This is a genomic window from Streptomyces sp. NPDC032472 (assembly GCF_040636955.1).
Classification (GTDB): Bacteria; Actinomycetota; Actinomycetes; order Streptomycetales; family Streptomycetaceae; genus Streptomyces.
The window spans coordinates 131,279-157,497 of sequence record NZ_JBEZVK010000014.1; the positions used below are offsets into that span (position 1 = coordinate 131,279).

21 protein-coding genes are annotated in these 26,219 nt (G+C 73.3%); 8 read left to right on the top strand and 13 right to left on the bottom strand.

Going from position 1 to position 26,219, the window contains the following annotated elements; all coding sequences use genetic code 11:
* Positions 1 to 12: 12 nt before the first annotated feature.
* The 6 genes from whiA to AB0F11_RS12045 all read right to left on the bottom strand — a co-directional run bounded on the left by whiA (position 13) and on the right by AB0F11_RS12045 (position 7,553).
* Positions 13 to 1,002, bottom strand: coding sequence for a DNA-binding protein WhiA (whiA, locus tag AB0F11_RS12020; protein WP_361902175.1), 990 nt, complete (start codon positions 1,000 to 1,002; stop codon positions 13 to 15).
* Positions 993 to 2,063: a uridine diphosphate-N-acetylglucosamine-binding protein YvcK gene (gene yvcK / locus AB0F11_RS12025; protein WP_362171135.1), complete on the bottom strand. Its 1,071-nt coding sequence runs from the start codon at positions 2,061 to 2,063 to the stop codon at positions 993 to 995. The genes whiA and yvcK overlap by 10 nt, the downstream gene beginning before the upstream one ends.
* A complete protein-coding gene (gene rapZ, locus AB0F11_RS12030) occupies positions 2,060 to 3,007 on the bottom strand; it encodes an RNase adapter RapZ (protein ID WP_362171138.1) in 948 nt (315 codons plus the stop codon). Before rapZ ends, yvcK begins: the two co-directional genes overlap by 4 nt.
* Entirely contained in the window at positions 3,004 to 5,037 is a 2,034-nt protein-coding gene (gene uvrC / locus AB0F11_RS12035; RefSeq protein WP_362171141.1) for an excinuclease ABC subunit UvrC, read from the bottom strand. The genes rapZ and uvrC overlap by 4 nt, the downstream gene beginning before the upstream one ends.
* 1,057 nt (positions 5,038 to 6,094) lie before the next feature.
* A complete protein-coding gene (locus AB0F11_RS12040; RefSeq protein ID WP_362171143.1) occupies positions 6,095 to 6,880 on the bottom strand; it encodes a hypothetical protein in 786 nt (261 codons plus the stop codon).
* Between the two features lie 13 nt (positions 6,881 to 6,893).
* Positions 6,894 to 7,553, bottom strand: coding sequence for a papain-like cysteine protease family protein (locus AB0F11_RS12045; protein WP_362171146.1), 660 nt, complete (start codon positions 7,551 to 7,553; stop codon positions 6,894 to 6,896).
* Positions 7,554 to 7,792: 239 nt separating this feature from the next.
* Between AB0F11_RS12045 and AB0F11_RS12050 the strand changes: the two genes are divergently transcribed.
* The gene (locus AB0F11_RS12050; protein ID WP_362171149.1) at positions 7,793 to 8,734 is read left to right on the top strand and encodes a hypothetical protein; all 942 of its coding nucleotides are present in this window, start codon (positions 7,793 to 7,795) and stop codon (positions 8,732 to 8,734) included.
* A 258-nt stretch (positions 8,735 to 8,992) separates the two neighbouring features.
* On the opposite strand, the gene AB0F11_RS12055 is transcribed toward AB0F11_RS12050, so the two are convergent.
* Complete coding sequence (locus AB0F11_RS12055; RefSeq protein ID WP_362171152.1) at positions 8,993 to 9,424, bottom strand: Rieske (2Fe-2S) protein; 432 nt, start codon at positions 9,422 to 9,424, stop codon at positions 8,993 to 8,995.
* A gap of 118 nt (positions 9,425 to 9,542) precedes the next feature.
* On the opposite strand from AB0F11_RS12055, the gene AB0F11_RS12060 reads away from it, so the two are divergent.
* Positions 9,543 to 10,490: a carbohydrate kinase gene (locus AB0F11_RS12060; RefSeq protein ID WP_362171155.1), complete on the top strand. Its 948-nt coding sequence runs from the start codon at positions 9,543 to 9,545 to the stop codon at positions 10,488 to 10,490.
* Here the strand turns inward: AB0F11_RS12060 and AB0F11_RS12065 are convergent.
* Positions 10,429 to 11,034, bottom strand: a complete 606-nt coding sequence (locus tag AB0F11_RS12065) for a TetR/AcrR family transcriptional regulator (RefSeq protein ID WP_362171158.1) — start codon at positions 11,032 to 11,034, stop codon at positions 10,429 to 10,431. The two genes, AB0F11_RS12060 and AB0F11_RS12065, sit on opposite strands and share 62 nt — an antisense overlap.
* 85 nt (positions 11,035 to 11,119) lie before the next feature.
* On the opposite strand from AB0F11_RS12065, the gene AB0F11_RS12070 reads away from it, so the two are divergent.
* Complete coding sequence (locus tag AB0F11_RS12070) at positions 11,120 to 11,779, top strand: SDR family oxidoreductase (protein WP_362171161.1); 660 nt, start codon at positions 11,120 to 11,122, stop codon at positions 11,777 to 11,779.
* Positions 11,780 to 12,163: 384 nt separating this feature from the next.
* Here the strand turns inward: AB0F11_RS12070 and uvrA are convergent, their stop codons facing one another.
* Entirely contained in the window at positions 12,164 to 15,124 is a 2,961-nt protein-coding gene (gene uvrA / locus AB0F11_RS12075) for an excinuclease ABC subunit UvrA (protein ID WP_362171164.1), read from the bottom strand.
* 185 nt (positions 15,125 to 15,309) lie between these two features.
* Between uvrA and AB0F11_RS12080 the strand changes: the two genes are divergently transcribed.
* The 3 genes from AB0F11_RS12080 to AB0F11_RS12090 all read left to right on the top strand — a co-directional run bounded on the left by AB0F11_RS12080 (position 15,310) and on the right by AB0F11_RS12090 (position 18,197).
* The gene (locus AB0F11_RS12080; RefSeq protein ID WP_362171167.1) at positions 15,310 to 16,005 is read left to right on the top strand and encodes a maleylpyruvate isomerase family mycothiol-dependent enzyme; all 696 of its coding nucleotides are present in this window, start codon (positions 15,310 to 15,312) and stop codon (positions 16,003 to 16,005) included.
* Between the two features lie 9 nt (positions 16,006 to 16,014).
* Complete coding sequence (locus AB0F11_RS12085; protein ID WP_362171170.1) at positions 16,015 to 16,671, top strand: MBL fold metallo-hydrolase; 657 nt, start codon at positions 16,015 to 16,017, stop codon at positions 16,669 to 16,671.
* Positions 16,672 to 16,877: 206 nt separating this feature from the next.
* Positions 16,878 to 18,197 (top strand): MFS transporter, encoded by a 1,320-nt coding sequence (locus tag AB0F11_RS12090; protein WP_362171218.1) that lies wholly within the window; start codon positions 16,878 to 16,880, stop codon positions 18,195 to 18,197.
* A 22-nt stretch (positions 18,198 to 18,219) separates the two neighbouring features.
* Here the strand turns inward: AB0F11_RS12090 and AB0F11_RS12095 are convergent, their stop codons facing one another.
* The 4 genes from AB0F11_RS12095 to uvrB all read right to left on the bottom strand — a co-directional run bounded on the left by AB0F11_RS12095 (position 18,220) and on the right by uvrB (position 24,312).
* A complete protein-coding gene (locus AB0F11_RS12095) occupies positions 18,220 to 19,203 on the bottom strand; it encodes a TerC family protein (protein WP_362171173.1) in 984 nt (327 codons plus the stop codon).
* Between the two features lie 219 nt (positions 19,204 to 19,422).
* Positions 19,423 to 21,363, bottom strand: a complete 1,941-nt coding sequence (locus AB0F11_RS12100; protein ID WP_362171176.1) for a TerD family protein — start codon at positions 21,361 to 21,363, stop codon at positions 19,423 to 19,425.
* Positions 21,364 to 21,490: 127 nt separating this feature from the next.
* Positions 21,491 to 22,069, bottom strand: a complete 579-nt coding sequence (locus tag AB0F11_RS12105; protein ID WP_362171179.1) for a TerD family protein — start codon at positions 22,067 to 22,069, stop codon at positions 21,491 to 21,493.
* 77 nt (positions 22,070 to 22,146) lie between these two features.
* Positions 22,147 to 24,312, bottom strand: a complete 2,166-nt coding sequence (gene uvrB, locus AB0F11_RS12110) for an excinuclease ABC subunit UvrB (protein WP_362171182.1) — start codon at positions 24,310 to 24,312, stop codon at positions 22,147 to 22,149.
* Positions 24,313 to 24,558: 246 nt separating this feature from the next.
* Here uvrB and AB0F11_RS12115 point away from each other — a divergent pair, with 246 nt between their 5' ends.
* Both AB0F11_RS12115 and AB0F11_RS12120 read left to right on the top strand, forming a co-directional pair.
* Positions 24,559 to 25,476 carry a glycerophosphodiester phosphodiesterase family protein gene (locus AB0F11_RS12115; RefSeq protein WP_362171185.1) on the top strand — a complete coding sequence of 306 codons (918 nt, stop codon included), beginning with the start codon at positions 24,559 to 24,561 and terminating at the stop codon, positions 25,474 to 25,476.
* Between the two features lie 67 nt (positions 25,477 to 25,543).
* Complete coding sequence (locus AB0F11_RS12120) at positions 25,544 to 26,107, top strand: methylated-DNA--[protein]-cysteine S-methyltransferase (protein WP_362171187.1); 564 nt, start codon at positions 25,544 to 25,546, stop codon at positions 26,105 to 26,107.
* Positions 26,108 to 26,219: the final 112 nt, after the last annotated feature.

Genomic DNA, 26,219 nt, shown 5'->3' on the forward strand with positions numbered 1-26,219 from the left:
CTCACCCGGCCGTCATCCGGCCATGTTGTCAGCCATCTCCTCGCTGAGGTTCGACTCCGTGCCCGGGATCCCGAGGTCCTGGGCCCGCTTGTCGGCCATCGCCAGCAGGCGCCGGATCCGGCCGGCGACCGCGTCCTTGGTCAGCGGCGGGTCGGCCAGGGCGCCCAGCTCCTCCAGGGAGGCCTGCTTGTGCTCCATGCGCAGCCGGCCCGCGGCGGCCAGGTGCTCGGGCACCTCCTCGCCCAGGATCTCCAGGGCGCGCTGGACCCGGGCCCCCGCGGCCACGGCTGCCCGGGCCGAGCGGCGCAGGTTCGCGTCGTCGAAGTTGGCCAGGCGGTTGGCGGTGGCGCGCACCTCGCGCCGCATCCGCCGCTCCTCCCACGCCAGCACCGACTCGTGGGCGCCGAGCCGGGTCAGCAGGGCGCCGATCGCATCGCCGTCGCGGACCACGACACGGTCCACGCCGCGCACCTCGCGCGCCTTGGCGGCGATGGAGAGCCGACGGGCGGCGCCCACCAGGGCCAGGGCGGCCTCCGGGCCGGGGCAGGTGACCTCCAGGGAGGAGGACCGGCCCGGCTCGGTGAGCGAGCCGTGGGCCAGGAAGGCGCCGCGCCAGGCCGCCTCGGCGTCACAGGTGGCCCCGGAGACCACCTGCGGGGGAAGACCCCGGATGGGGCGGCCGCGGCCGTCCACGAGGCCCGTCTGGCGCGCCAGCTGGTCGCCTCCGGCCACGACCCGGACGACGTAGCGGCTGCCGCGGCGCAGCCCGCCGGGCGCCATGACCACCAGGTCCGAGGAGTGTCCGAAAATCTCCAGGATGTCCTTGCGCAGGCGCCGCGCCGCGATCCCGGTGTCCAGCTCCGCCTCGATGACGATCCGGCCGCTCACCAGGTGCAGACCGCCCGCGAACCGAAGGATCGCCGAGACCTCCGCCTTCCTGCAGCAGGTCCGGGTGACGGGGAGCCGGGAGATCTCATCCTTCACCGCTGGCGTCATCGCCATGGGCCGATCCTTCCATGCATCCGAAAAATACGGTCGTACGCGGCGGCGAGCAGCTCCGGGTCGTGCTTGGGGGAGCCGTCTTCCCTGGCCACCGGCGCCAGCTCGACCGCGGCGCCGAAGCGCTGGGCGGCATCGGCGAGGGACTCGCGGTCGGGCACGGCGGCCTGGTCGGCCAGCACCACGTCCAGGGCGAGTTTAGGGGCGTGTCGGGCCAAAACCTCCAAATGACGCTGCGGAGAGAAGCCCTCTGTTTCACCGGGCTGCGGGGCCAGGTTCAACGACAGGACCCGCCGGGCCTTGGTCTCCATCAGCGCGTCGAGCAGTTCCGGCACCAGCAGGTGTGGGATCACCGAGGAGAACCAGGACCCGGGACCGAGCACCACCCAGTCGGCGTCCAGGACCGCGGCGACCGCCTCCGGCACCGCCGGCGGATCGCCCGGCACGACGTGCACGGACAGCACCTCGCCGGGGGTGGTGGCCACGGTGGCCTGCCCCCGGACGGTGTCCACCTCCGCCGGGCGCGCCGGGTCGTGGCCGCGCACCAGCGCCTGCAGCTCCAGCGGCACCGCCGACATCGGCAGCACCCGGCCCTGCGCGCCGAGGAGCCTGCCGACCAGGTCCAGGGCCTGGACCGGGTCGCCGAGCTGCTCCCACAGGGCCACGATCAGCAGGTTGCCCACCGCGTGCTCGTGCAGGGCGCCCGCCGACTGGAAGCGGTGCTGGATGACGCGGGCCCAGGTCTGGCCCCAGTCGTCGTCGCCGCACAGCGCGGCCAGCGCCTTGCGCAGGTCGCCGGGCGGGAGCACGCCGAGCTCCTCGCGCAGCCGGCCGCTGGAGCCGCCGTCGTCGGCGACGGTGACCACGGCGGTGAGCTCGCCGGTGATCCGGCGCAGGGCCGCCAGGGAGGCCGACAGCCCCATGCCGCCGCCGAGCGCGACGACCTTGGGCGCGGCCGCCTGGGGGGCGGCTCCGCGGCGCCGCCCGGTGCGTTCCGCGCCGTCCGCGGCCCGCCCCGAGGTGAGGCGGCGCAGGCGGCGCAGCCGCAGGGTACGTCCGGTCACTCGCGCCCCATGTCCCGGTGGACCACGACGGTCTCGACCCCTTCGGAGGCGAGGCGGGCGGCGAGCTTCTCGGACATGGCGACGCTGCGGTGCTTGCCGCCGGTGCAGCCGACGGCGATGGTCACGTACCGCTTGCCCTCGCGGCGGTAGCCGGTGGCGATGAGCTGGAGCAGCTCCGTGTAGCGGTCCAGGAACTCCTTGGCACCGGGCTGGCTGAAGACGTACCCCGACACCTCCGGGTTCAGGCCGGTGAAGGGGCGCAGCTCCGGGACCCAGTGCGGGTTCGGGATGAAGCGGCAGTCGACGACGAGGTCGGCGTCGACGGGCAGGCCGTACTTGTAGCCGAAGGACATGACGGTGGCCCGCAGCTCGGGCTCCTCGTCGCCCGCGAACTGGGCGTCCATCTTGGCGCGCAGCTCGTGCACGTTCAGGCTGGAGGTGTCGATGACCAGGTCGGCGTCGCCGCGCAGCTCGCGCAGCAGGTCCCGCTCGGCGGCAATGCCGTCGACGATGCGGCCGTCGCCCTGGAGGGGGTGCGGGCGGCGCACCGATTCGAAGCGGCGGACCAGCGCGTCGTCGGAGGACTCCAGGAACACGATGCGCCGCGTGACGCCGCGCAGCTCCAAGTCGGCGAGGGACTCGCGCAGGGCGTCGAAGAACTGGCGGCCGCGGACGTCGACGACGACGGCGATGCGGGCCACGTTGCCCTGCGAGCGGGCGCCGAGCTCCACCATGGTGGGGATCAGCGCGGGCGGGAGGTTGTCGACGACGAACCAGCCGAGGTCCTCCAGACACTTGGCCGCCGTGCTGCGGCCGGCCCCGGACATACCGGAGATGATCACCAGCTCGGGGATGGCGGCCTCGGCGCTCTCGCCGGGCTCCAGTGTCGTGCCCGTACTCACCTGTGCTCCGTCTCGGTCGTACTCGGTCTCGTGCTCGGTCATGGCGCGGTCCCCCGTTCGGACGACGTCCCCGCGGGTGCGGGGGTCTCATCCTCAATGATCTCCCCTGTCGCCGTGTTGACGGCAGGAGCGGCGGGGGCCGCCTGGGCGAGGGCCGCGGCCACGGTCTCGGCCGTCTTGCGTCCTATGCCCGGGACCTCGCAGATCTGGTCGATTGTCGCCTGTCTCAGCTTCTTCACCGAACCGAAGTGTTTGACCAGGGCCTGCTTGCGGCTCTCGCCGAGCCCGGGCACCTCGTCCAGCGGGCCGGCCTTGAGCCGCTTGCCGCGCTTGTTGCGCTGGTACTGGATGGCGAACCGGTGGGCCTCGTCCCGGACCCGCTGGAGCAGGTAGAGGCCCTCGCTGGTGCGGGGCAGCACGACCGGGTCGTCCTCACCGGGCAGCCAGACCTCCTCCAGCCGCTTGGCCAGGCCGCACACGGCCACGTCGTCGATGCCGAGCTCCTGCAGGGCCCGCTGCGCGGCCGCCACCTGCGGCTGCCCGCCGTCGACCACGACGAGCTGCGGCGGGTACGCGAACCGCTTGGGCCGCCCGTCGTCGGCGGCCACGTCGGCGGGAACCTCACCGGAGGCATCCCGGTCGGCGGCCTGGGGCTCCCACTCCCCCGTCTTCAGCTTCTCCTGCAGATAGCGGCGGAAGCGCCGGGAGACCACCTCGTGCATGGAGCGGACGTCGTCCTGGCCCTGGAAGGACTTGATCTGGAAGCGCCGGTACTCACTCTTGCGGGCGAGCCCGTCCTCGAAGACGACCATCGAGGCCACGACGTCCTCGCCTTGGAGGTGGGAGATGTCGAAGCACTCGATGCGCAGCGGCGCGCTGTCGAGGTCCAGGGCCTCGGCGATCTCCTCCAGGGCCCGGGAGCGGGTGGTGAGGTCGGCGGCCCGCTTGGTCTTGTGCAGGGCGAGGGACTGCTGGGCGTTGCGGTGGACGGTCTCCATCAGCGCCTTCTTGTCCCCGCGCTGCGGTACGCGCAGGCTCACCTGGGAGCCGCGCCGCCCGGCGAGCCACTGGCCGAGGGCGGCCGCGTCCTCCGGCACCACCGGGACCAGCACCTCCTTGGGCACGGACTCGCCGGTCTCCTCCCCGTACAGCTGCTGGAGGGCGTGCTCGACGAGCCCGGCCGTGTCGACGGCCTCCACCTTGTCGGTGACCCAGCCGCGCTGGCCGCGGACCCGGCCGCCGCGGACGTGGAAGATCTGCACCGCGGCTTCCAGCTCGTCCTCGGCGACGGCGATCAGGTCCGCGTCCGTGGCGTCGGCCAGCACGACCGCGTTCTTCTCCATGGCCCGGCGCAGGGCCCCTATGTCGTCGCGCAGCCGGGCGGCCTTCTCGTACTCCATCTCCTCGGCGGCGTCGTGCATCTGCCGCTCCAGGCGGGAGAGGTACGCGCCCGTCCGGCCGGCCATGAAGTCGCAGAAGTCCTCGGCGAGTTCGCGGTGCTCCTCGGGGGTGACGCGGCCGACGCAGGGTGCGGAGCACTTGCCGATGTAGCCGAGCAGGCAGGGGCGGCCGATCTGCGCGGACCGCTTGAACACCCCGGCGGAGCAGGTCCGCACCGGGAACACGCGCAGCATCAGGTCCACGGTCTCCCGGATGGCCCAGGCGTGGGCGTACGGCCCGAAGTACCGCACGCCCTTCTTCTTGGGCCCGCGCATGACCTGGACGCGGGGGTACTGCTCGTTCAGCGTCACGGCCAGGGACGGATAGCTCTTGTCGTCCCGGTACTTCACGTTGAACCGGGGGTCGTACTCCTTGATCCAGGAGTACTCCAGCTGCAGCGCCTCGACCTCGGTGGACACCACCGTCCACTCGACGGAGGCCGCGGTGGTCACCATGGTGGCGGTCCGGGGGTGCAGGCCGGCTATGTCCTGGAAGTAGTTGGCCAGGCGCTGGCGCAGGCTCTTGGCCTTCCCGACGTAGATCACCCGGCGGTGCTCGTCGCGGAAGCGGTAGACCCCCGGGGAGTCGGGGATCTGCCCCGGCTGGGGGCGGTAGCTGGAAGGGTCGGCCATGCCGCCCACCCTACTGTCGCCGACCGACAACGAACCCCCGCGGCCCGCGCCCACCCGCCTGCGGCCCTGAGCCCCGGGGGAGCCCCCCGAGGTGCCTGAGCCGCCGCCCTCCGCCTGCCCGCGGCCCGCGGGGACCGCCCCCGCTCATGAGGGGGGCTCCTCCGGTCCGCCGCGCCCGCGGCCCGCGGGTGGCTGATCGCGCAGTTCCCCGCGCCCCCGAGGGGCCCACCTCCAGTCCGCCGCCCGCAGACCGTGCGTGGCCGATCGCGCAGTTCCCCGCGCCCCTGGGGGGTGCTCCTCCGGTCCCTTGCGTGCGGGCCACGTGGGCTGGTCGCGCAGTTCCTCGCGCCCCTGGGGCGCCACTGCGGTCCGCTGCCTGCAGCAATGTCACCCTTGCGCCCCCTCAAGGCGCGCGAGCACCCCCAGGGCCGCGGGGAACTGCGCGGATAACCAGCCCCGGCCCGCAGACAGCGAAGCACGGTGCCCCCCAGGGGCGCGGGGAACTGCGCGAGCAGCCACCCACGACCCGCGGGCGACGGACTGGAGGTGGGCCCCCCAGGGGCGCGGGGTGAACTGCGCGAGCAGCCAGCCACGGTCCGCAGGCGGGCGGAGCACAGCGGCCCCCCTCAAGGGGCGCGGGGAACTGCGCGGGTAGCCAGCCGCGGCCCGCAGACGGCGAAGCACGGTGGCCCCCCAGGGGCGCGGGGAACTGCGCGAGCAGCCACCCACGACCCGCGGGCGACGGACTGGAGGTGGGCCCCTCGGGGGCGCGGGGTGAACTGCGCGAGCAGCCAGCCACGGCCCGCAGGCGGGCGGAGCACAGCGGCCCCCCTCAAGGGGCGCGGGGAACTGCGCGGGTAACCAGCCGCGGCCCGCAGACGGCGAAGCACGGTGGCCCCCCAGGGGCGCGGGGAACTGCGCGAGCAGCCAGCCACGGCCCGCAGGCGGGCGGAGCACAGCGGCACCGCTCAGGGGCGGGGAACTGCGCGAGGGGTCAGGCGTGGCGCGCAGGCGGTGGGGCCGGCCTCCCAGGGGGGCCTGGGAGGCCGGCGCGGGGTCAGGCCGGGCGGCGCCGGCGGCTGCGGCGCACCGAGAAGGCGGCGGCCAGGGCCAGCGCGGCCACACCGGCGGCGCCGGCGCCGGCCGGGAAGGCGGCGCCCGCGACCCGCGGCGCGTCGGCGTACCCGCCGGCCCGCCCCGCCTCCGCATACGCCGACCCCGCCAGCTTGTCCCCGTACGCGGCAACCACCCGCACCCGGTACCCGCCCAGACTGGTCCCCCGCTCACCCACCGCCCGCACCGCGTCCTCGTCCAGCGGCAGCACCCGGCCGCCCCCGGCGACGTACCACGCGTCGATCTGCGGTTCCCGGAACACCACACCCCCCGGCAGCTTCGCCGCACCGAGCTGGGCGTAGCGGAACTCGTCGTCGCCGGTGGCGATGTTCACCACCTGCCAGCCCGCCTCGGTCCGGGCGGTCCACAGCGCGGCCACCTGCCCGTCGGAGGAGACGGCCTTGCTGGCGAGGAACTCCAGCCGCGCCACGTCCGCCCCCGGCTTGCCCGCGACGAAGTCGGGCGAGAGGTGGTTGACGGGGACGGCCTCGCCCTCGATCCGCGGCTGCGCGCCGGCCGCGCTGACCTTGCCCTCACGGGCGAAGAACCGGGAGACGGTGGCCAGGGTCTCGGGCGCGCCGGCCGCCCGCGCCGCGGCGGCCCTCACCTCGGCGGTCGCGGCCGCCGGCTGCGGCACGGGCGCCGCCCCGGCCGACGGGGCCGGCACGAGCACGGCGGCGGTCGCCGCGAGGAACACCGCACCGGCGGCGGCAGCGCAACGCTTCGTCATGGCGGTCACGGCGTCACGCCCCGATCCGGTAGAGCGAGTGGGTCCAGGAGAAGGTGCTGTTGTCCACGTACCAGGCGTGCGAGGCCCAGTTGTAGCGGTCGCTGGAGGGCCAGGGGTCGCCCCAGTACACCCAGCTGCCGGAGGTGTCGTAGCCGTAGATGACGTGCATGTGGCCCCCGCCGTTGGACCACTGGATCCGCGTCTCGATCGGCCGGTCGGCGTTGATCTCGGTCTGGACGGTGGAGTACCGCAGCCAGCCGTTCACGTACGAGCCGGAGTTGATGCCGGCCCAGTCCAGGGCGGTCTGGACGTTGCCGAGCGTGGCCTGGTTGTTGGGGCAGTCGTAGCCCTGCGGCCGGTTGAAGGCGGCGTTGCAGAACTGGTTCTGGGTGTAGGTGCGGCCGAACCAGGTGGCGATGGTGTTGCCACTGGCGGCCCAGCACCAGTTGGTCTTCTGCTGGGCCTGCATGGTGATGTCCAGCCGCTTGTACGCCAGAGCAGCGCTGTCGGCGGTGACAGCGGTGCCAGGAGCAGGGGCAGGGGCAGGTGCAGCTGCGGCAGGGGCAGGGGCAGGGGTACCGGCATCCGCGGCGGTTGCGGTGCCGGTGGGCAGAGCGAAGAGCACGGCGATCACGACGGCGGCCAGCGGAAGCCGCCGGTTTCGGTTGCGCATCGCGTTCCTCCCGTGGGGATGTGGGGATCGGAGGAGCGCGTCCGGACGCTGTGGAGGAGCATCAGGGTGTTGTCGCGAGCAGGTCAACACGCTTCAATACGCGGTGACATCGCAGTGTGAATGGCGGGATCTCGGTGTGAACGGCCGCCGTCCCTTCACCTGGACCCACCCGGACCCCGGGTGCCACCCGCGAACTCCCCCGCCCCACCGCGCGTGAATGTTCACAGGAGGGAGCCGCCATGCCGCCAACCGGCAACAGCGCGCAAGAGCTCCCCGGCGTGCTGCAATCCGGCCCCTTCCACCTGGCGCTGCGCGCCGCGCTCGCCGCCAGCGGCCTGCCCCTGCACCGCGTGCAGCACCGGCTCGCCGCCCGCGGCATCCGGATCGGCGTGACGAGCCTCAGCTACTGGCAGCAGGGCGCCCGCCGGCCGCGCCGCCCCGAGTCGCTGCGGGCGGTGCGCGCCCTGGAGCAGATCCTGGAGCTGCCCCAGGGCACCCTGCTGCGGCTGCTGGCCGCGCCGCCCGGGGCCGCCGGGGACGGGGCGGGGCGCCCGCCGGCCCGCTCCTACCGGGCCCTGATCAGCGTCGGCGCGGCCGTGGAAGGGCTGCTGGCCGGCATGGAGCTGCCCGCCGACGGCGGCCTGCACACGGTGGGCCACCACGAGCGGGTCCGGATCGGGGCGGGCGGGGAACTGCTGGGGCGCGAGTCGCAGCACGTCGTACGGGCCCACCGCGACGGGGTGGACCGCTACCTGGCCGTCCACCACGGCGATCCGGGCTGCGACCCGGCCCGGGTCCGCGTCCGGGCGGTGGAGAACTGCCGCACGGGCCGCGTCCGGTGGCACCGGGAGGCCGAGGTGCTGGTGGCGGAGCTGCTGTTCGACACGCGGTTGCGGGCCGGGGAGACGTACGTCTTCGGCTACGGCTTCGAGGACGGCACCGGCGCGCGCTGCACCGAGTACGTCCGCGGGTTCAGCTACACCGGCGGCCAGTACGTCCTGCAGGTCCGGTTCGACGAGGCGGCGTTGCCGGTGCGCTGCCGGCGCTTCAGCAGGTCCGGCCCGGGGGCGCCGCGCAGCGGCCTGGCGGACCTGACCCCGAGCGGGCGGCACCGGGCGGTGCACCTGGTGGAACCGGGGGTCCGACGCGGCATCCTCGGCATCGCCTGGGACTGGGCATAGCCCCGGGCCGCTACGTATCCGGCGAAGCCGGTTCCTGGGGCGCTGCCCCACCCCCCGCGCCTCAATCGCCGGCGAGGCTGAAATGCCCCCACACCCGCTCCGCAAGCGGCAGACCGAGCCAACCCCCCGGACGCCTCAAAAGGCCGAAGCCCGCGACCACCCAAGCCGGGGGTCCAGCCAACCCGGCCCCGCCGGCGATTGAGGCGCGCGGGCGGATCGGACGGAGCCCTGGCCCGGCGGAGCCAAGGGGCAGCCGGCTCAGCCGGCGATCAGCTTGCCGCCCTCGGCCTTGACCGGCACCGCCGGCAGCGGCTCGGCGGCCGGCCCGCGCAGCACCTTGCCGGTCGTCACGTCGAAGCGGCTGCCGTGGCAGGGGCAGTTGCCCTCACCCTCGACGATCTTGTCCAGGACGCAGCCGGCGTGCGTGCACTGCGCGCTGAACGCCTTGTACTGGCCCTCCGCCGGGCAGCTGACGACCAGCTTCTTCTCCCGGTACAGCTTCGCCCCGCCGACCGGGACCTCGGCCGCCGCCCCCAGCTCCACCGGCTCGGCCGGCACCGCGGGACCGCCGACGCCGCCGGCGGTCTCGGCGGAGCAGGCGGTGAGCGCCGCCCCCGCCCCGGCGGCTCCGACGATCGCGGCGGCACCCTTGAGCACGGTACGGCGGGCGGCGGACTGCGACGCGGACATGCGGCTTCTCCTGGCGTGACGGTGCGGGACGCGTGATGGCGCACGGCGGGGTGCGCGGGCCCGGCGGGCGCCGGGCCCGCCCGACGATACCGGGGCCCGATGGGATACCTTCCCCCGCGTGATCGTCGTCGGCGGAGAAGCCCTGATCGACCTGGTGCCCGTGGCGCAGCCGCCGGGTGCGCTGCTGCCGCGGCCGGGCGGAGGACCGTACAACACCGCGCTGGCGCTGGGCCGCCTCGGCGCCGAGGTGGCCTTCTGCTCCCGCGTCTCGGCGGACGGCTTCGGCGAGAGCCTGCTGGCCGGGCTGCGGGCGGCCGGGGTGGACGTGTCCCTGGTGCAGCGGGGCCCGGAGCCGACCACGCTGGCCGTGGCCTCGCTGGGCCCGGACGGCTCGGCGGCGTACGGCTTCTACGTGGAGGGCACGGCGGACCGGCTGTTCGCCCTGCCCGAGGCGCTGCCGCCCCGCGCCCGGGCGCTGGCGCTGGGCACCTGCTCGCTGGCGCTGGAGCCGGGCGCCAGCGCGTACGAGGCCCTGCTGCGCCGGGAGTCCGCGCGTGGGCTGCTGACCCTGCTGGACCCCAACATCCGCCCGGCGCTGATCGCCGATGCGGCGGCGTACCGGGCCCGCTTCCTGGGCTGGCTGCCCTCGGTGTCGGTGCTGAAGCTGTCCGAGGAGGACGCCGGCTGGCTCGGCGGCCGGGTGGACGACTGGCTGGCGGCGGGGCCGTCGGCGGTGGTCCTCACCCGGGGCGCGGCGGGGCTGACGGTACGGACTCGGGAGGGCGCCGGGTACGCCGAGTACGCGGTGCCCGCGCCGGCGGTGGCCGTGGCGGACACGATCGGGGCGGGCGACACCGTCAACGCGGCGCTGCTGCACCGCCTCGCGGGCCCGGACCGGGCGCCGGACGGGGAGGTCGACTGGCCGGGGGTGCTGGCCTTCGCCGCCCGCGCGGCGGCGCTGACCTGCACCCGGACCGGCGCGGAGCCCCCGTACGCGGCCGAGCTCAGCCGATGGCGGCCCACAGGGTCCGAGCCACGGCGGGGGCGAACTCCTCGACCGGAGTGACCACGTCCTCGCCGGAGAAGTGCAGGAAGAACGCCCGCTGGAAGCAGGCGCCGAGCAGCAGGGCGGCGGCGGCCTCGGGGTCGGCGTCGGGGCGCAGCCGGCCGGCGTCGAGCTCGCGGCGCAGATGGCGGGCGAGGGCGTCGCGTACGACGTGCGGGCCGGTGCCGATCTGCCGGACGCCCTCGCGGTGGCGGGTCAGCAGCGCGGGCTCGGCGAAGAGCGAGGCGGCCAGGGGCATGGCGTCGGCGTAGAAGTGCGCGGCGTGCCGGGCGATGGCGGTGAGGCCCTCCTGCACCGGGCGCCGGGGGTGCTCGGCGGTGAGCTCGGCCATGAGGGGGCCGGCGTTGGGGGTGCGCTCCATGAGGACGCGGACGAACAACTCCTCCTTGTTGGCGTAGTACTTGTAGAGCGCGGCCTCCGAGCAGCCGGCCTCGCGGGCGATGGCCTTGGTGGTGGTGTTGGCCAGGCCGATGGTGCGCATGAGCTTCTCGGCGGCGTCGAGGAGCCGCTCGGGGGTGGGCCGGCTTGACTTCGAGGTGAGCATTCACTCACCCTAAGGGACAGAGGGGTGAGTGAGTACTCACCCACGCGGAGACCGGAGATGGACGCGGAGGTCGACGATGACGGCGATGGGATCCATGAGGCTGACGGTGTTCGGGGCCACGGGTGGGGTGGGCCGCGAGGTCGTGCGGCAGGCGCTCGATGCGGGGTACGAGGTCACGGCGGTCGTCCGCGACCCGGCCCGGCTGGGGGTGGCGGACCACGAGCGGCTCCGGGTGGAGGTCGTGCGCGACCTGACGGACGAGGATGCGCTGGTTCCGGTGCTGGCCGGCCGGGATGCGGTCGTCTCTGCGCTGGGCGCCGCGAGCAACAAGCAGGCGCGGCTGAGCCCGGTGACCGGGCCGGCCCTGCGGGCCGTGCTGGCCGCCATGGAGCGGGCGGGGGTGAGCCGGCTCGCGGCGGTGAGTGCGGCGCCGGTGGGGCCGGACGTGCCGAGTGACGGTGTGGTGGCCCGGAAGGTGTTCCTGCCGCTGCTGCGGCGGGCGCTGCGGGATCTGTACGCGGACCTGGCGGTCATGGAGGCGGAGCTTCGGGCGAGCGGGGTGCAGTGGACGGTGATCCGGCCGCCGCGGCTGCTGAACCGGCCGCGGACCGGGGGCTACCGGCGGGTCATCGGGGGGAATGTCCCCGGCGGCCGGGTGATCTCCCGGGCCGATGTCGCGGACGCCCTGCTGGCGTCCCTGACCGACCCGGCCACCGCCCGCCGCGCGGTGGGCGTGGCCGCCTGACCCGGCTCCGCCCCAGAGATCCCGGCTCCGCCGGGCACCGGGCTCCGCCCGGACCCGCGCCTCAAACGCCGGCGAGGCTGGATGTGCCGGACCCTCGGCTCAGGTGGCGGCGGAAGACCCCCCGCCTCAAACGCCGGCGGGGCCTGGATTCTCCGAGCCCGGCTTCGAACGTTGGTGCGGAACGGAACATCAGCGCCCCCTTCGAAGCCGAGGGGCGGCGTTCTCAGCCTCGCCGGCGTTCGAGGCGCGGGGTCTGGGGCGGAGCCCCAGCGAGGCCGGCCCCGCCGAAGGCGCCCGTCGGCCCGTCGGCCCGGGGGCGGCTCCCGCGGGGGTGGGGCCGCCACTCGGGCGGGCCGGCGGGGCCGCGGGCGCTGGACCGGCGCGTCAGGCCTTGCGGGTCCGTGCCGTGGTCTTCTTCGGCGGGGCCGCCTTCTTGGCGGCGGTCTTCCGGGCCGTCGCCTTGCGGGCCGGGGCGGGGACCAGGGCCGCCGCGTCCGAGATCCGGTCCGCGCCCAGGATGTCCCGCAGGAACTTGCCCGTGTGGCTCGCGCCCACCGACGCGACCTGCTCGGGCGTGCCCTCGGCGACGACGAGGCCGCCCCCGTAGCCGCCCTCCGGGCCCATGTCGATGACCCAGTCCGCGGTCTTGATGACGTCGAGGTTGTGCTCGATGACGATCACCGAGTTGCCCTTGTCCACCAGCCCCGACAGGACCTTGATCAGCTTCGAGATGTCCTCGAAGTGCAGACCGGTCGTCGGCTCGTCCAGCACGTACACCGTCCGGCCCGTCGACCGCTTCTGCAGCTCGGAGGCCAGCTTCACGCGCTGCGCCTCGCCGCCCGACAGCGTCGGCGCCGACTGCCCGAGCCGGACGTAGCCCAGGCCGACCTCGGTCAGCGTCCTCAGGTGCCGGGAGATCGTCGGCACCGCCTCGAAGAACTCCAGCGCCTCCTCGATCGGCATGTTGAGGACGTCCGCGATGGACTTGCCCTTGTAGTGGACCTCCAGCGTCTCGCGGTTGTACCGGTCGCCGTGGCAGACCTCGCACGGCACGTAGACGTCCGGCAGGAAGTTCATCTCGATCTTGATCGTGCCGTCGCCGGAGCAGTTCTCGCAGCGGCCGCCCTTGACGTTGAAGGAGAAGCGGCCGGGCAGGTACCCGCGGACCTTCGCCTCCATCGTCTCCGCGAAGAGCTTGCGGACGTTGTCGAAGACGCCGGTGTAGGTGGCCGGGTTGGACCGGGGGGTCCGGCCGATCGGCGACTGGTCGACGTGGACCACCTTGTCGACGAGGTCGTCGCCGTCGACCCGGGTGTGCCGGCCCGGCACGGACCGGGCGCCGTTCAGCTCGCGCGCCAGGTGCGTGTACAGGATGTCGTTGACCAGCGTCGACTTGCCCGAGCCGGATACCCCCGTCACGGCCGTCAGCACGCCCAGCGGGAAGGAGACGTCGATGTCGCGGAGGTTGTTCTCCTTGGCCCCGTGGACCGTGAGCTTGCGGTCCCCGTTGACGGGACGGCGCATCTCCGGCACCGCGATGGACTTCTTTCCGGACAGGTACTGCCCGGTCATCGACTGGCCGTTCTTCAGCAGCTCCTTCAGCGAGCCGCTGTGCACGACCTTGCCGCCGTGCTCGCCGGCGCCCGGGCCGATGTCCACGACCCAGTCCGCGACCTTGATGGTGTCCTCGTCGTGCTCGACGACGATCAGGGTGTTGCCCATGTCGCGCAGCCGCACGAGCGTCTCGATGAGGCGGTGGTTGTCGCGCTGGTGCAGGCCGATGGAGGGCTCGTCCAGCACGTACAGCACGCCGACCAGGCCGGAGCCGATCTGCGTGGCCAGCCGGATGCGCTGGGCCTCGCCGCCGGACAGGGTGCCCGCGGCGCGGTTCAGCGAGAGGTAGTCCAGGCCGACGTCGACGAGGAAGCGGAGCCGCTCGTTGACCTCCTTGAGCACCCGCTCGGCGATCTTCTTGTCGCGGGCGTCGAGCCGCAGCTGCCCGAGGAACTCGGCGCACTCGCTGATCGACATCGCGGCGACCTCGGCGATGGACCGCTCCATCACCGTCACCGCGAGCACGATCGGCTTGAGCCTGGTCCCCTCACAGGTCGGGCAGGGCACCTCTCGCATGTAGCCCTCGAAGCGCTCGCGGCTGGCGTCGCTCTCGGACTCCGCGTGCCGGCGCTTGACGAACGGCACGGCGCCCTCGAAGGCCGTGGTGTAGGCCCGCTCGCGCCCGTACCGGTTGCGGTAGCGGACCTCGATCTGCGTCCGGTGCCCGTACAGCAGGGCCTTCCTCGCCCGCTGCGGCAGCCCGGCCCACGGGATGTCCGTACGGAAGCCCAGCTCCTCGGCGAGCGCGCCGATCAGCCGCTGGAAGTAGTCCTTGGTGTGGCCGAGCGACCACGGCGAGACCGCGCCCTCGTCGAGGGACTTCTCCTCGTCCGGGACGATCAGCTCCGGGTCGACCTCCATGCGCGTACCGATGCCGGTGCACTCGGGGCAGGCGCCGAACGGCGAGTTGAAGGAGAAGGAGCGCGGCTCCAGCTCCTCGAAGGAGAGGTCGTCGTACGGGCAGTACAGGTGCTCGGAGTACATCCGCTCGCGCTCGGGGTCGTCCTCGGCGAGGTCGACGAAGTCGAGGATGACCATGCCGCCGGAGAGGCCGAGGGCGGTCTCCACCGAGTCGGTCAGGCGGCGCTTGGCGCTGTCCTTGACGGTGAGGCGGTCGACGACCACCTCGATGGTGTGCTTCTCCTGCTTCTTCAGCACCGGCGGCTCGGAGAGCTGGATGGTCTGCCCGTCCACCCGGGCCCGGCTGTAGCCCTTGGTCTGGAGGTCGGAGAAGAGGTCGACGAACTCGCCCTTGCGCTCGCGCACCAGCGGCGAGAGCACCTGGAAGCGGCTGCCCTCGGGGAGCGCGAGCACCTTGTCGACGATGGCCTGCGGCGACTGCCGCGAGATCGGCCGGCGGCACTCGGGGCAGTGGGGCTTGCCGATGCGCGCGAAGAGCAGGCGGAGGTAGTCGTAGACCTCGGTGATGGTGCCGACCGTCGAGCGCGGGTTGCGCGAGGTCGACTTCTGGTCGATCGAGACGGCCGGGGAGAGGCCCTCGATGAAGTCCACGTCGGGCTTGTCCATCTGCCCCAGGAACTGGCGGGCGTACGACGAGAGCGACTCGACGTAGCGGCGCTGACCCTCGGCGAAGATCGTGTCGAAGGCCAGGGAGGACTTGCCCGAACCGGAGAGTCCGGTGAAGACGATGAGTGAGTCGCGGGGCAGGTCGAGCGAGACGTTCTTGAGGTTGTGCTCGCGAGCGCCACGAACGATGAGACGGTCGGTCACGCCGGTCCGCACCTTTCTTGAGAGAGCGGGGGGCACGGGCCCCCGTCCCAGGGTATGGGGGGCGCCTCTGCAATGGAGTGGAGCTGGACTTCCGAGCGTATAGCACGCGCATTCGATTTACGGCACTCCGCCGTCTGCTTCACCCGTTCGTGTGGCCGGGGTGCGCGCGCACTAGGCTCGACTCCATGACTGATCATGTGCACGACCTGCGATCTGTACGTGAAGCCACGGACCGGCTGCTGACCGCGGTCGCGAAACTGGACAACGCCGCCCTCGCCGAGGAGTCACTGCTTCCCGGCTGGTCGCGGGGCCACGTCCTGGCCCACCTTTCCCGCAACGCCGACGCCCTCGTCAACGTGCTCGCCGGCCGGCCGATGTACGAGAGCGGCGAGGCCCGCGACGCGGACATCGAGCGCGACGCCCCGCGCCCGCTCGACGCCCAGCTCGCCGACCTGCGCGCCACCCACGAGGGCTTCCTCGCCGAGACCGGCCGGGACCAGGACTGGTCCCGCACGGTCGAGCTGCGCAACGGCGTCACCGACCTCGCCTCGAACGTGCCGTTCCGCCGCCTCGTCGAGATCGAGCTGCACCACGTCGACCTGAACGTCGGCTACGAGCTCTCCGACCTGCCGGAGGAGTTCACCGACCGGGAGATCGCCTTCCTCGCCGACCGCTGGTCCGGCCGCCCCGGCGTCCCCCCGGTCACCCTCACGCTCTCCGACGGCGAGCCGGTCGCGCGCACGGGCGGCACCGAAGGCACCCCGGTGACCCTCAGCGGCCCCAAGGACGAGCTGCTCGGCTGGCTGGCCGGCCGCGGCGTCAAGGGCGCCCACCTCGCCGTCGAGGCCGGCGACGGCCTGCCCGAGCTGCCCCCGCTCTAGGATCGGAACATGACGTACAGCGGAGCGGTGAAGGTCGGCGGTCCCGCCGACGTGCATGAACTCGCGGACCTGATGATTTCCAAGGTCGCCGTGGGCCCGATGGACAACAACGCCTACCTGCTGCGCTGCCGGGCCACCGGCGAGCAGCTGCTGATCGACGCGGCCGCCGAGGCGGAGACGCTGCTGGGCCTGATCGGGGACGACGGCATCGCGTCCGTCGTGACCACCCACCGCCACGGCGACCACTGGGGCGCGCTCCAGGCCGTGGTCGAGGCCACCGGCGCGCGGACCTACGCGGGCGCCCTGGACGCCGAGGGCATCCCGGTCGCGACGGACGTGCCCGTCGCGGACGGGGACGTGATCACGGTCGGACGGGTCTCGCTGACCGCCCGCCACCTGGTCGGACACACCCCCGGCTCGATCGCCCTCGTCTACGACGACCCGCACGGGCACCCGCACGTGTTCACCGGGGACTGCCTCTTCCCCGGCGGCGTCGGCAACACCCGGGGCGACGCGAAGGCCTTCGCCAGCCTCATCGACGACGTGGAGAGCAAGCTGTTCGCGCAGCTGCCCGACGAGACCTGGGTCTACCCGGGGCACGGCAACGACACCACCCTCGGCGCCGAGCGGCCGCATCTGGCCGAGTGGCGCGAGCGCGGCTGGTAGGTCTCGGTCATCTCCGGGGCGCCGTGCACTCGTTCCGGTCGAAGATGACCGAACGCTCGCCCCGGGCCGCGGGGAGGGGTAACTGCTGCACCATGCAACAGGATCCCTCCCCGTCCCTGTCCCCGACCTCCCCTCCTGCCCCTCCTGCCGCCGCGGCCCCTTCCTCCCCTGCCGCGGCGGCCGCCTCCTCTCCCGCCGGGCCCTCGATGCTGCGGCTGGCGTCGGCCGCGCTCGCCGGTACCGCCATCGAGTTCTACGACTTCTTCGTCTACGGCACGGCCGCCGCGCTCGTCCTCGGCCCGCTGTTCTTCCCGTCCTTCTCCCCGCTCGCCGGAACCCTCGCCGCCTTCGGCACGTTCGGGGTCGGCTTCCTCGCCCGGCCGCTGGGCTCCGCGCTCTTCGGGCACATCGGCGACCGCTACGGCCGCCGCCCGGTGCTGCTGGCCTCGCTGCTGCTCACGGGCCTGGCCACGGTGGCCGTCGGCTTCGTGCCCACGTACGCCTCCATCGGCCTGGCCGCGCCGGTCCTGCTGCTCGTGCTGCGCTTCCTGCAGGGCCTCGGTCTCGGCGGCGAGTGGGGCGGCGCGGTCCTGCTGACCGCCGAGCACGCCCCGGAGGGCCGGCGCGGGCTGTGGGCGAGCTTCCCGCAGGTCGGCCCCTCGGTGGGCTTCCTCCTGGCCAACGGCATGACCCTCACCCTGTCGGTGACGCTGACCGACGCCCAGTTCGCCTCCTGGGGCTGGCGCCTGCCGTTCTGGGCGGCGGGCGTACTGGCCCTGGGCGGGCTGTGGCTGCGCCGCTCGGTCGAGGAGACACCGCAGTTCCGCGCGCTCACCGAGACGGGCCGGCGGGCCGACGCCCCGCTGGCCGAGGTGGTGCGCGGGCACTGGCGGCTGCTCCTGCTGACCGGCGGGGCGCTGGCCGCCGCGTACGCCGTGTTCTACGGGGTCACCACCTGGTCCCTGGCGTACGCGACCGAGCACCTCGGCATGGCGCGCACCACGATGCTGGCCTGCGTGCTGACCGGGGTCGGGATCATGGCCCTGTGGACCCCGGTGGCGGCAGTCCTCGGCGACCGCTTCGGCCGGCGCCCGCTGTGCCTGGGGGGCTGTGCGCTGTGCGCGGTGTGGATGTTCCCCTTCGTGGGGCTGCTCGGCACGGCGCATCCGCTGCTGGTGGCCGTGGGCGCGGTGGGCGCGCTGCTGTGCATCGGCACGGTGCTGTCCGTGATCGGCGCGTACCTGCCCGAGCTGTACGCCCCGCGGATCCGCTGCACCGGCGCGGCCGTCGGCTACAACCTGGGCGGGGTCCTCGGCGGGGCGCTGACCCCGATCGTGGCGACGGCGCTGGCGGACGGCTCCGGTCCGCCGTGGGGGGTGGCCGCGTACCTGACCGGGGTGGCGGTGGTGAGTCTGGGCTGCTTCGCGCTGCTGCCGGAGACCAATCCCGGGGACGTACGGGGGAGGGCGGACAAGGCGGGTGCGGACGCCGAGACGGGGACGGCCGAGGCGGCCGCCCCCGCGTAGCCCTCGGGGGCCGGCGGGCGCGTTATGCGCCGATGCTCTCCGGGCGGGCGGCGGCTTCGGCCGCCGCCTGCTTCTTCGAGGCCATCAGGCTGGTGATCGTGGTGATCACCAGGACGCCGCAGATGACGCCCAGGGAGACGGGGATGGAGATCTGGGGGACGTGGACGCCCGACTCGTGCAGGGCGTGCAGGACGAGCTTGACGCCGATGAAGCCGAGGATGACGGACAGGCCGTAGCTGAGGTGGACCAGCTTCTTGAGCAGGCCGCCGATGAGGAAGTACAGCTGGCGCAGGCCCATCAGGGCGAAGGCGTTGGCGGTGAAGACGATGTACGGGTCCTGGGTGAGCCCGAAGATCGCGGGGATCGAGTCCAGGGCGAACAGCACGTCGGTGGTGCCGATGGCGAGCATGACGACCATCAGCGGGGTCAGGACGCGCTTGCCGTTGGTCCGGATGAAGAGCTTGGTGCCGTGGTACTTGTCGGCGACGCCGAACTTCTTCTCGACGGACTTCAGGAGGCGGTTCTCCTCGAACTCCTCTTCCTCCTCACCCGCGCGGGCCTCCTGGATCAGCTTCCAGGCGGTGTAGATCAGGAACGCGCCGAAGAGGTAGAAGACCCAGGAGAAGGTGGTGATGATCGCGGCGCCGGCGGCGATGAAGACCGCGCGCAGCACCAGGGCGATGAGGACGCCCACGAGCAGTACGCGCTGCTGGAGGTGGGAGGGCACCGAGAACTTCGCCATGATCAGGACGAAGACGAAGAGGTTGTCGACGCTGAGCGACTTCTCGGTGATGAAGCCTGCGAAGAACTCCTGGGAGGCCTGGCCGTGGCCGAAGAACATCAGGCCGAGCCCGAACAGCGCGGCGAGGACGATCCAGACGACGGTCCAGATGCCCGCTTCCTTGATCGACACGTCGTGCGGTTTGCGGCCGATGATGAAGTCGGCGCCGATGAGGATGCACAGACCGAGAACGGTCAGCACCCACAGGTTCAGGGAAACATCCATTGGTCACGCCTCCGGCAGATGGCTCGGCACACAGGTCAGCGTCATCGCTGCCGGAGGTCTCTTCCACCCGCGCGGCCTGGAGGCCGGGGGCCGGCGCCCCGGGACCGCAGTGGTCCGTACTGACGGGCACGCCGTGACAGGAAAGCAGGAATACTCCCCTCCGCGGGCACCAGGGTACCCGTCAGAGGCGGAAAAGGTAAAGGGAAGGCCAAGAGCCGGTCATGGGCGGGCATTGCGGCGGGCTCGGGCGGCCCGCTCCAGCGCCTCCTCCAGCGCCAGGCCGCCCGGCGGCGGCAGGTCCGGCGAGAAGGTCCAGGCATGGCCGACCCAGGGGTCGGCGAGGTGGTCGTCGGGCACCGGGGAGAGCCGCATCAGCGAACGCCACAGCGGGTCGAGGAGCGGACCGTACGCGGAGGCCTCGTCGCGGTCGGCGACCATCAGCAGGTGGACGCCGACCGCCGGGCCCTCGTCGGCCAGGTAGCGCAGCTGCGTGACGCCGCGGTCGTCGAAGCCGTGCGGGAAGCCGTGGACGATCAGCAGCTGCTCGGCCGTGTCCACGTCGGGCGGCAGGTCCTCGGGGGCACCGGCCCGCACCGCCATCTGTACGAGGTCCACCCGGCGGGTCAGCCGCGCCAGGGTGTCCGCGACCCCGGCGGCCCCCACGGCGGGCGGCGCGGCCAGCACCCCGGCGTGGACGAGCGGCGCCAGGGCGGCGGCCCCGGCCCCGGCCGCGTCGATGACGTGGACGGAGAACCGGCCGGCCGGGTGGACGGCGAGCATCCGCGCGGCATGGGCGACGGCCATGTCCATGGCGGCCCGGCGCAACCGGTCGGTGTCCGTGGCCATCGCCGCCTCGGAGCCGGTGCGGCCGTTGTCGATCCACAGGCCGCGCTCCAGCGGGAGCCGCACCAGCATGGGGATCCGCAGCCCGGGCCGCTCCGGCAGGTGCAGGTCGCCCAGGCGCAGGGCCATCGGGGCCTCCTCGGGCACCTGGTGGCCCTGCCAGACCGGGGCCGCCCAGCGGGCGTACGCGGCCGGCAGCGCGGGCTCGACCACCTCGGCCTCGGCGGCCAGCTGGGCGAGGTCCCGGTCGAGCGCGGCCCGGGCCTGGGCGACGAGCTCCTCGCGGCGGGCCCTGGCGGTGTCGCGGGCGGCCTCGCCGGATCCGGCCAGGCGGTGGCCGGGGTCGGACAGGGCCTCGTCGAGCTCGCGGTCGAGGCGGGAGTCGGCGAAGTCGCACGCGCTGCGGTAGGCGGCGACGGTCCGGGCCAGGTCCTCGAACATGCCCCAGACCTGGTTGTAGAGCCGCTCGTCCATGGACCAGCCGGTGGCGTCCCCCGCGACGGGGACGGGCGGTTCGCCCGGACCCGTCGGGGCGGCGGCCGCCGGGGCCGGCTCGGGCGGCTCGGAGGTGCTGCGGCGGCGGCGCGGGTGCACGTAGTCGACGGCGGGCGGGCAGCCGGCGGTGTCCGCGGGCGCGGGGCCGGGCGTACCGGCGTACGGGACGCCGGAGACCGGCACCGGGCCCGGCTCGGGGACGGGGACCGGCTCCGGGAGGCCCGGCTCCGCACCGGGTGCGGCCGCGGCCGGGACCGCGGCAAGGCTGTGCCCCTCGCGCGCGGCGGTGCCCGCCACGGCCGAGGCGAGCGCCGTCGCGGCCGGGGCGCCGAGACCCGCGTCGGCGAGCAGCGCGGCCAGCCCGTCGGCGTACCCCTGGCCGACGGCGCGGACCTTCCAGGAGCCCTGGCGCCGGTACAGCTCCAGGCAGACGAGGGCGGTCTCGGCGTCCAGGCCGGTCAGCGTGTACCCGGCGAGCTCGGCGCCCTCCGGGTCGGCCACGGCCAGGCGCGGCGCGGGGACGGCACCGAAGCGCGCCGGGCCGCCGGGCGGCAGTACGAGCACCACCCGGACCTGCTGCACGGCGGGCCCGACGGCGTCCAGGTCGACGGCGAAGCGGTGCTCGCCCGCCGCCGCCCCCGGCACCGTGAACCCGGGCAGGGCCGGGGCGGCGGGGTGGGCCAGCGCGTCGGGGCCGGTCAGCCGGCCCCCGTCGTCGCAGGCGCAGGCCAGGGCGAGCACGTCCGTGCCCGCCGAGACCCTGATCTCCACCCTGCTCAGGGACAGGGGGTGGTTCTGCCCCCGGACCAGTTCGGCCGTCATCGTGCAGCCCTCCCCCGTGGCCTTGCCGTGCCGTGCTGTGTGCTGCTCGTTCCGGTCTTGCGCGTTCCTACGCGTTCCCACGCGTTCTGACGCGGTGTTGCGGGTGCCCGGTTCTCCCGCGCCGCTCCTACAGGTGCGGCAGGATCGACGGCATCAGGTCCTGGAAGGTCCGGCCGTTGGCCGGGGTGCCCAGGGCCGTCATCTGCCAGCCGCCGCCCGCGCGGGAGACCTTGGCCATGATCTGGGCCGTGTACTGGCCGCCGCCGTCGAGGGTGTAGCGGGCCAGCTCCTGGCCGTTGGTCTCGTCGACGAGGCGGCAGAACGCGTTCTGCACCTCCTGGAACGTCTGGCCGGTGAACGAGTTCACCGTGAAGACGATCTGGTCGATGTGGACCGGCACCCGCTGGAGGTCGACGAGGATCGACTCGTCGTCACCGCCCTGGCCGGCGCCGCCGATCAGGTTGTCGCCGGTGTGCCGCACCGAGCCGTCGTCGCTCTGCAGGTGCCGGAAGAACACCACGTCCACGGGCTGCTTCTCGGCGAACAGCACCGCCGAGGCGTCCAGGTCGATCTCCCGGGTCCGCGAGCCGAACAGCCCGCGGCGCTTGGCCGCCTGCCAGCCGAGGCCCATGCGGACGGAGGTCAGCGTCCCCCCGTCGCCCTTCTGCAGACTGATGGCCTGCCCCTTGGACAAGTTGACCGTCACGCGCTGTCCCCTTTCATAGCCACCCCCAGGCAGCGTGTACCTGCGGCTGTCGCCAACCCTACTGACCGGCCCCCGGGTCAGGCGAGGCCCGCCTCCTTCATCTGACGCAGCTCCTTCTTCAACTCGCTCACCTCGTCGCGGATCCGGGCCGCGACCTCGAACTGGAGCTCGGCGGCGGCGCCCCGCATCCGCTCGGTCATCTGCTCGATGAGTGCGGCCAGTTCCTCGGCCGGCCGGTCCGTGGCCACCACGGCCGCCTTGGCTCCCTTGGCCCCCTTGGCCGCCTTTCCGCCCGCCTTGGCCTGTGCGGCGACCGCCTTGGCCCCGGTGAGCGCGGGCACGGGCGCCTTGGCGCCCTTGCCGTCCTTCGCCTGCCGGTAGCCGGTGCCGAGCAGCTGTTCGGTGTCCAGCTCCTCCCGGGCGATCGTGGCGACGATGTCGTTGATCTTCTTGCGGAGCGGCTGCGGGTCGATCCCGTTGGCCGTGTTGTACGCGATCTGCTTCTCCCGGCGCCGGTTGGTCTCCTCGATGGCCTTCTCCATCGCCGGGGTCATCTTGTCCGCGTACATGTGGACCTGGCCGGAGACGTTGCGCGCGGCGCGGCCGATGGTCTGGATCAGCGAGGTGCCCGAGCGCAGGAAGCCCTCCTTGTCGGCGTCGAGGATCGCCACCAGCGACACCTCGGGCAGGTCGAGGCCCTCGCGGAGCAGGTTGATGCCGACCAGGACGTCGTACTCGCCGGCGCGCAGCTCGCGCAGCAGCTCGATGCGGCGCAGCGTGTCGACGTCGCTGTGCAGGTAGCGGACCTGGATGCCGAGCTCCAGGAAGTAGTCGGTGAGGTCCTCGGCCATCTTCTTGGTGAGGGTGGTGACGAGGACCCGCTCGTCCTTCTCCACCCGCTGCCGGATCTCGTGCACCAGGTCGTCGATCTGGCCCTCGGTGGGCTTGACGACGACCTCGGGGTCGACGAGGCCGGTGGGGCGGATGATCTGCTCGACGAAGCCGTCGCTGCGGGAGAGCTCGTACGGGCCGGGGGTCGCCGACAGGTAGACCGTCTGGCCGATCCGCTCCTGGAACTCCTCCCACTTCAAGGGCCGGTTGTCGAGTGCGGACGGCAGCCGGAAGCCGTGGTCGACCAGGGTCCGCTTGCGCGAGGCGTCGCCCTCGTACATGGCGCCGATCTGCGGGACGGTGACGTGCGACTCGTCGATGACCAGGAGGAAGTCCTCCGGGAAGTAGTCGATGAGGGTGTTGGGCGCCGAGCCGCGCTCGCGGCCGTCCATGTGGAGCGAGTAGTTCTCGATACCCGAGCAGGAGCCGATCTGCCGCATCATCTCCAGGTCGTAGGTGGTGCGCATGCGCAGCCGCTGGGCCTCCAGCAGCTTGCCCTGCTTCTCCAGCTCGGCGAGGCGCTCGGCGAGCTCGGCCTCGATGCCGCGGATCGCGCTCTCCATGCGCTCGGGGCCGGCGACGTAGTGGCTGGCGGGGAAGACGTACAGCTCGCGGTCCTCGCTGATCACCTCGCCGGTCAGCGGGTGCAGGGTGGACAGGGCCTCGATCTCGTCGCCGAACATCTCGATGCGGACGGCCAGTTCCTCGTAGACCGGGAAGATCTCGATGGTGTCGCCGCGCACCCGGAAGGTGCCGCGGGTGAAGGCCACGTCGTTGCGGGTGTACTGGATGTCGACGAAGCGGCGCAGCAGCTGGTCCCGGTCGATCTCCTCGCCGACCTTGAGCGGGACCATGCGGTCGACGTACTCCTGCGGCGTGCCGAGGCCGTAGATGCAGGACACCGAGGCGACCACGACGACGTCGCGCCGGGTGAGCAGCGAGTTCGTCGCGGAGTGGCGCAGCCGCTCGACCTCCTCGTTGATCGAGGAGTCCTTCTCGATGTACGTGTCGGACTGCGGGACGTACGCCTCGGGCTGATAGTAGTCGTAGTACGAGACGAAGTACTCGACCGCGTTGTTCGGCAGGAGCTCGCGGAACTCGTTCGCCAGCTGGGCGGCGAGCGTCTTGTTCGGCGCCATCACCAGGGTGGGGCGCTGGAGCTTCTCGATCATCCATGCGGTGGTCGCCGACTTGCCGGTGCCGGTCGCGCCGAGCAGGACGACATCCTTCTCACCTGCACGGATGCGCTTCTCCAGCTCGGTGATGGCCGTGGGCTGGTCGCCGCTGGGCCGGTAGGGGCTGACGACCTCGAAGGGCGCCACCGTGCGTTCGATCTTGGATACAGGCCGCATGACTCCACCGTACGACCCCGCACCGACACTCACGTCCCGCGCGGGGCGGGGCGCTGTCCGGGCTGGTCCGGCGGGACCCGCGGATTTCCCCCTTTCTGGTCCGTTTGTCGTAGTTCGGTGGCGGCCCGGTGATCTTCGAGCCCATGATCGCGGTAACGGACACCGCAGTGAAGTGCATCGCGGCAACGTCTGCCGTTCTGCGCCCGCTTGACGCAGGACCAGGGTCACGACCCGAGGAGAACGCACATGTACGTCCGACCCGCCGCAGCGGCCGCCGCCGCCTTCCTGGTCACCCTCACCGCGTTCGGCGGGACGGCCCCGGCCGCTGCCGACCCCGGCGCCCCCGCCCTGCCGGGGCTGCCGGGCCCCGTCGTGTACGCCCACCGGGGAGCCTCGGCGTACGCCCCGGAGAACACGCTGGCCTCGATCGACCTGGCGAGGCGGCTCGGCTTCGACTGGGTCGAGAACGACGTCCAGCGCACCAGGGACGGCGAGCTGGTCGTGATCCACGACGACACCCTGGCCCGCACCACGGACGTCGAGGAGCGCTTCCCGGACCGCAAGCCGTGGAGGGTGAAGGACTTCACCGCGGCGGAGATCGCCACGCTGGACGCGGGCAGCTGGTTCGACGATTCCTACGCGGGCGCGCGGGTGCCGACGCTGCGCGACTACCTCGACCGGGTGCAGCGCAACCGGCAGCGGCTGCTGCTGGAGATCAAGAAGCCGGAGCTCTACCCGGGGATCGAGGAGCAGACCCTGCAGGTGCTGGACGGGGCGGGCTGGCTCGACGCGGACCACGTCCGGCGCCGTCTGGTCGTGCAGAGCTTCAGCACCGACTCCGTCCGGATCGTGCACGGTCTGCGGCCGGACCTGGTGACGGCCTTCCTGGGCACCCCGGCGGTGGCGGACCTGCCGGAGTACGCCCGGTTCACCGACCGCATCAACCCCTGGCACACCACGATCTCCGCGGACTGGGTGACGGCCGTGCACGGGCTGCAGGGGGCCCACGGCAGGGCGATGGAGGTGGACACCTGGATCGTCGACGACGCGGTGACCGCCCGGAAGGTCCAGGGGATGGGCGTGGACGGCATCATCACCAACGCCCCCGACGTGGTGCAGCGGGCGGTGCTCGGGATCGGGGCGCTCACGGACCGGCCGTGGTGAGCCGGTCGGGGTGAGCGGGGCGGGCTGAGCCGGCCGGGCTGTCGGTGGCGGCCCGTACGGTGGGGGGATGGACACCACCGATCTGCCGGCCGGGCCGCGCCTGGAGTGGAGCGTCGTCCCCAGCGACATCGGCCCGCTGCTGCTGGCCGCGACCGGGGAAGGGCTGGTCCGGGTCGGGTTCCACGCCGACCCGGACCGGGCCGAGGAGATGGCCCGCCGGCTGGTCGAGCGGCTCGGCGCCGATGCGTGGCGGCCGCCGCCGGGCGGGGAAGTGCTGCTCGCCGAGCCCGTGCGCCAGCTCGGCGCCTACTTCGCGGGCACGCTGCGGCGCTTCGAGCTGCCACTGGACTGGCGGTTCAGCTCCGGCTTCAACCGCAGGGTCCTGCAGGAGCTCGACCGCTCCGTGCCGTACGGGACCGTCGTCGGGTACGGGGAGCTGGCCGCCCGCGTCGGGCAGCCGGGGGCCGCCCAGGCCGTCGGCCATGCGATGGGCTCGAATCCGCTTCCGCTCGTCGTGCCGTGCCACCGGGTGGTGGAGAACGACGGGGGCATCGGCGGCTTCGGCGGCGGCGTCGAGACGAAGCGCACCCTCCTGGCCTTGGAGGGCGTCCTGCCCCGCCCCCTGTTCTGACCCGTGCCGGGTCCCGCCGCTGCGCGGAGCCCGTCCCCTCCCCGCCCCTTCCCGCTGTGCCGGATGTGCGGCTCCGCCGCGGGGCGCGGAGCGCCCGGACCCCGTTCCGGGC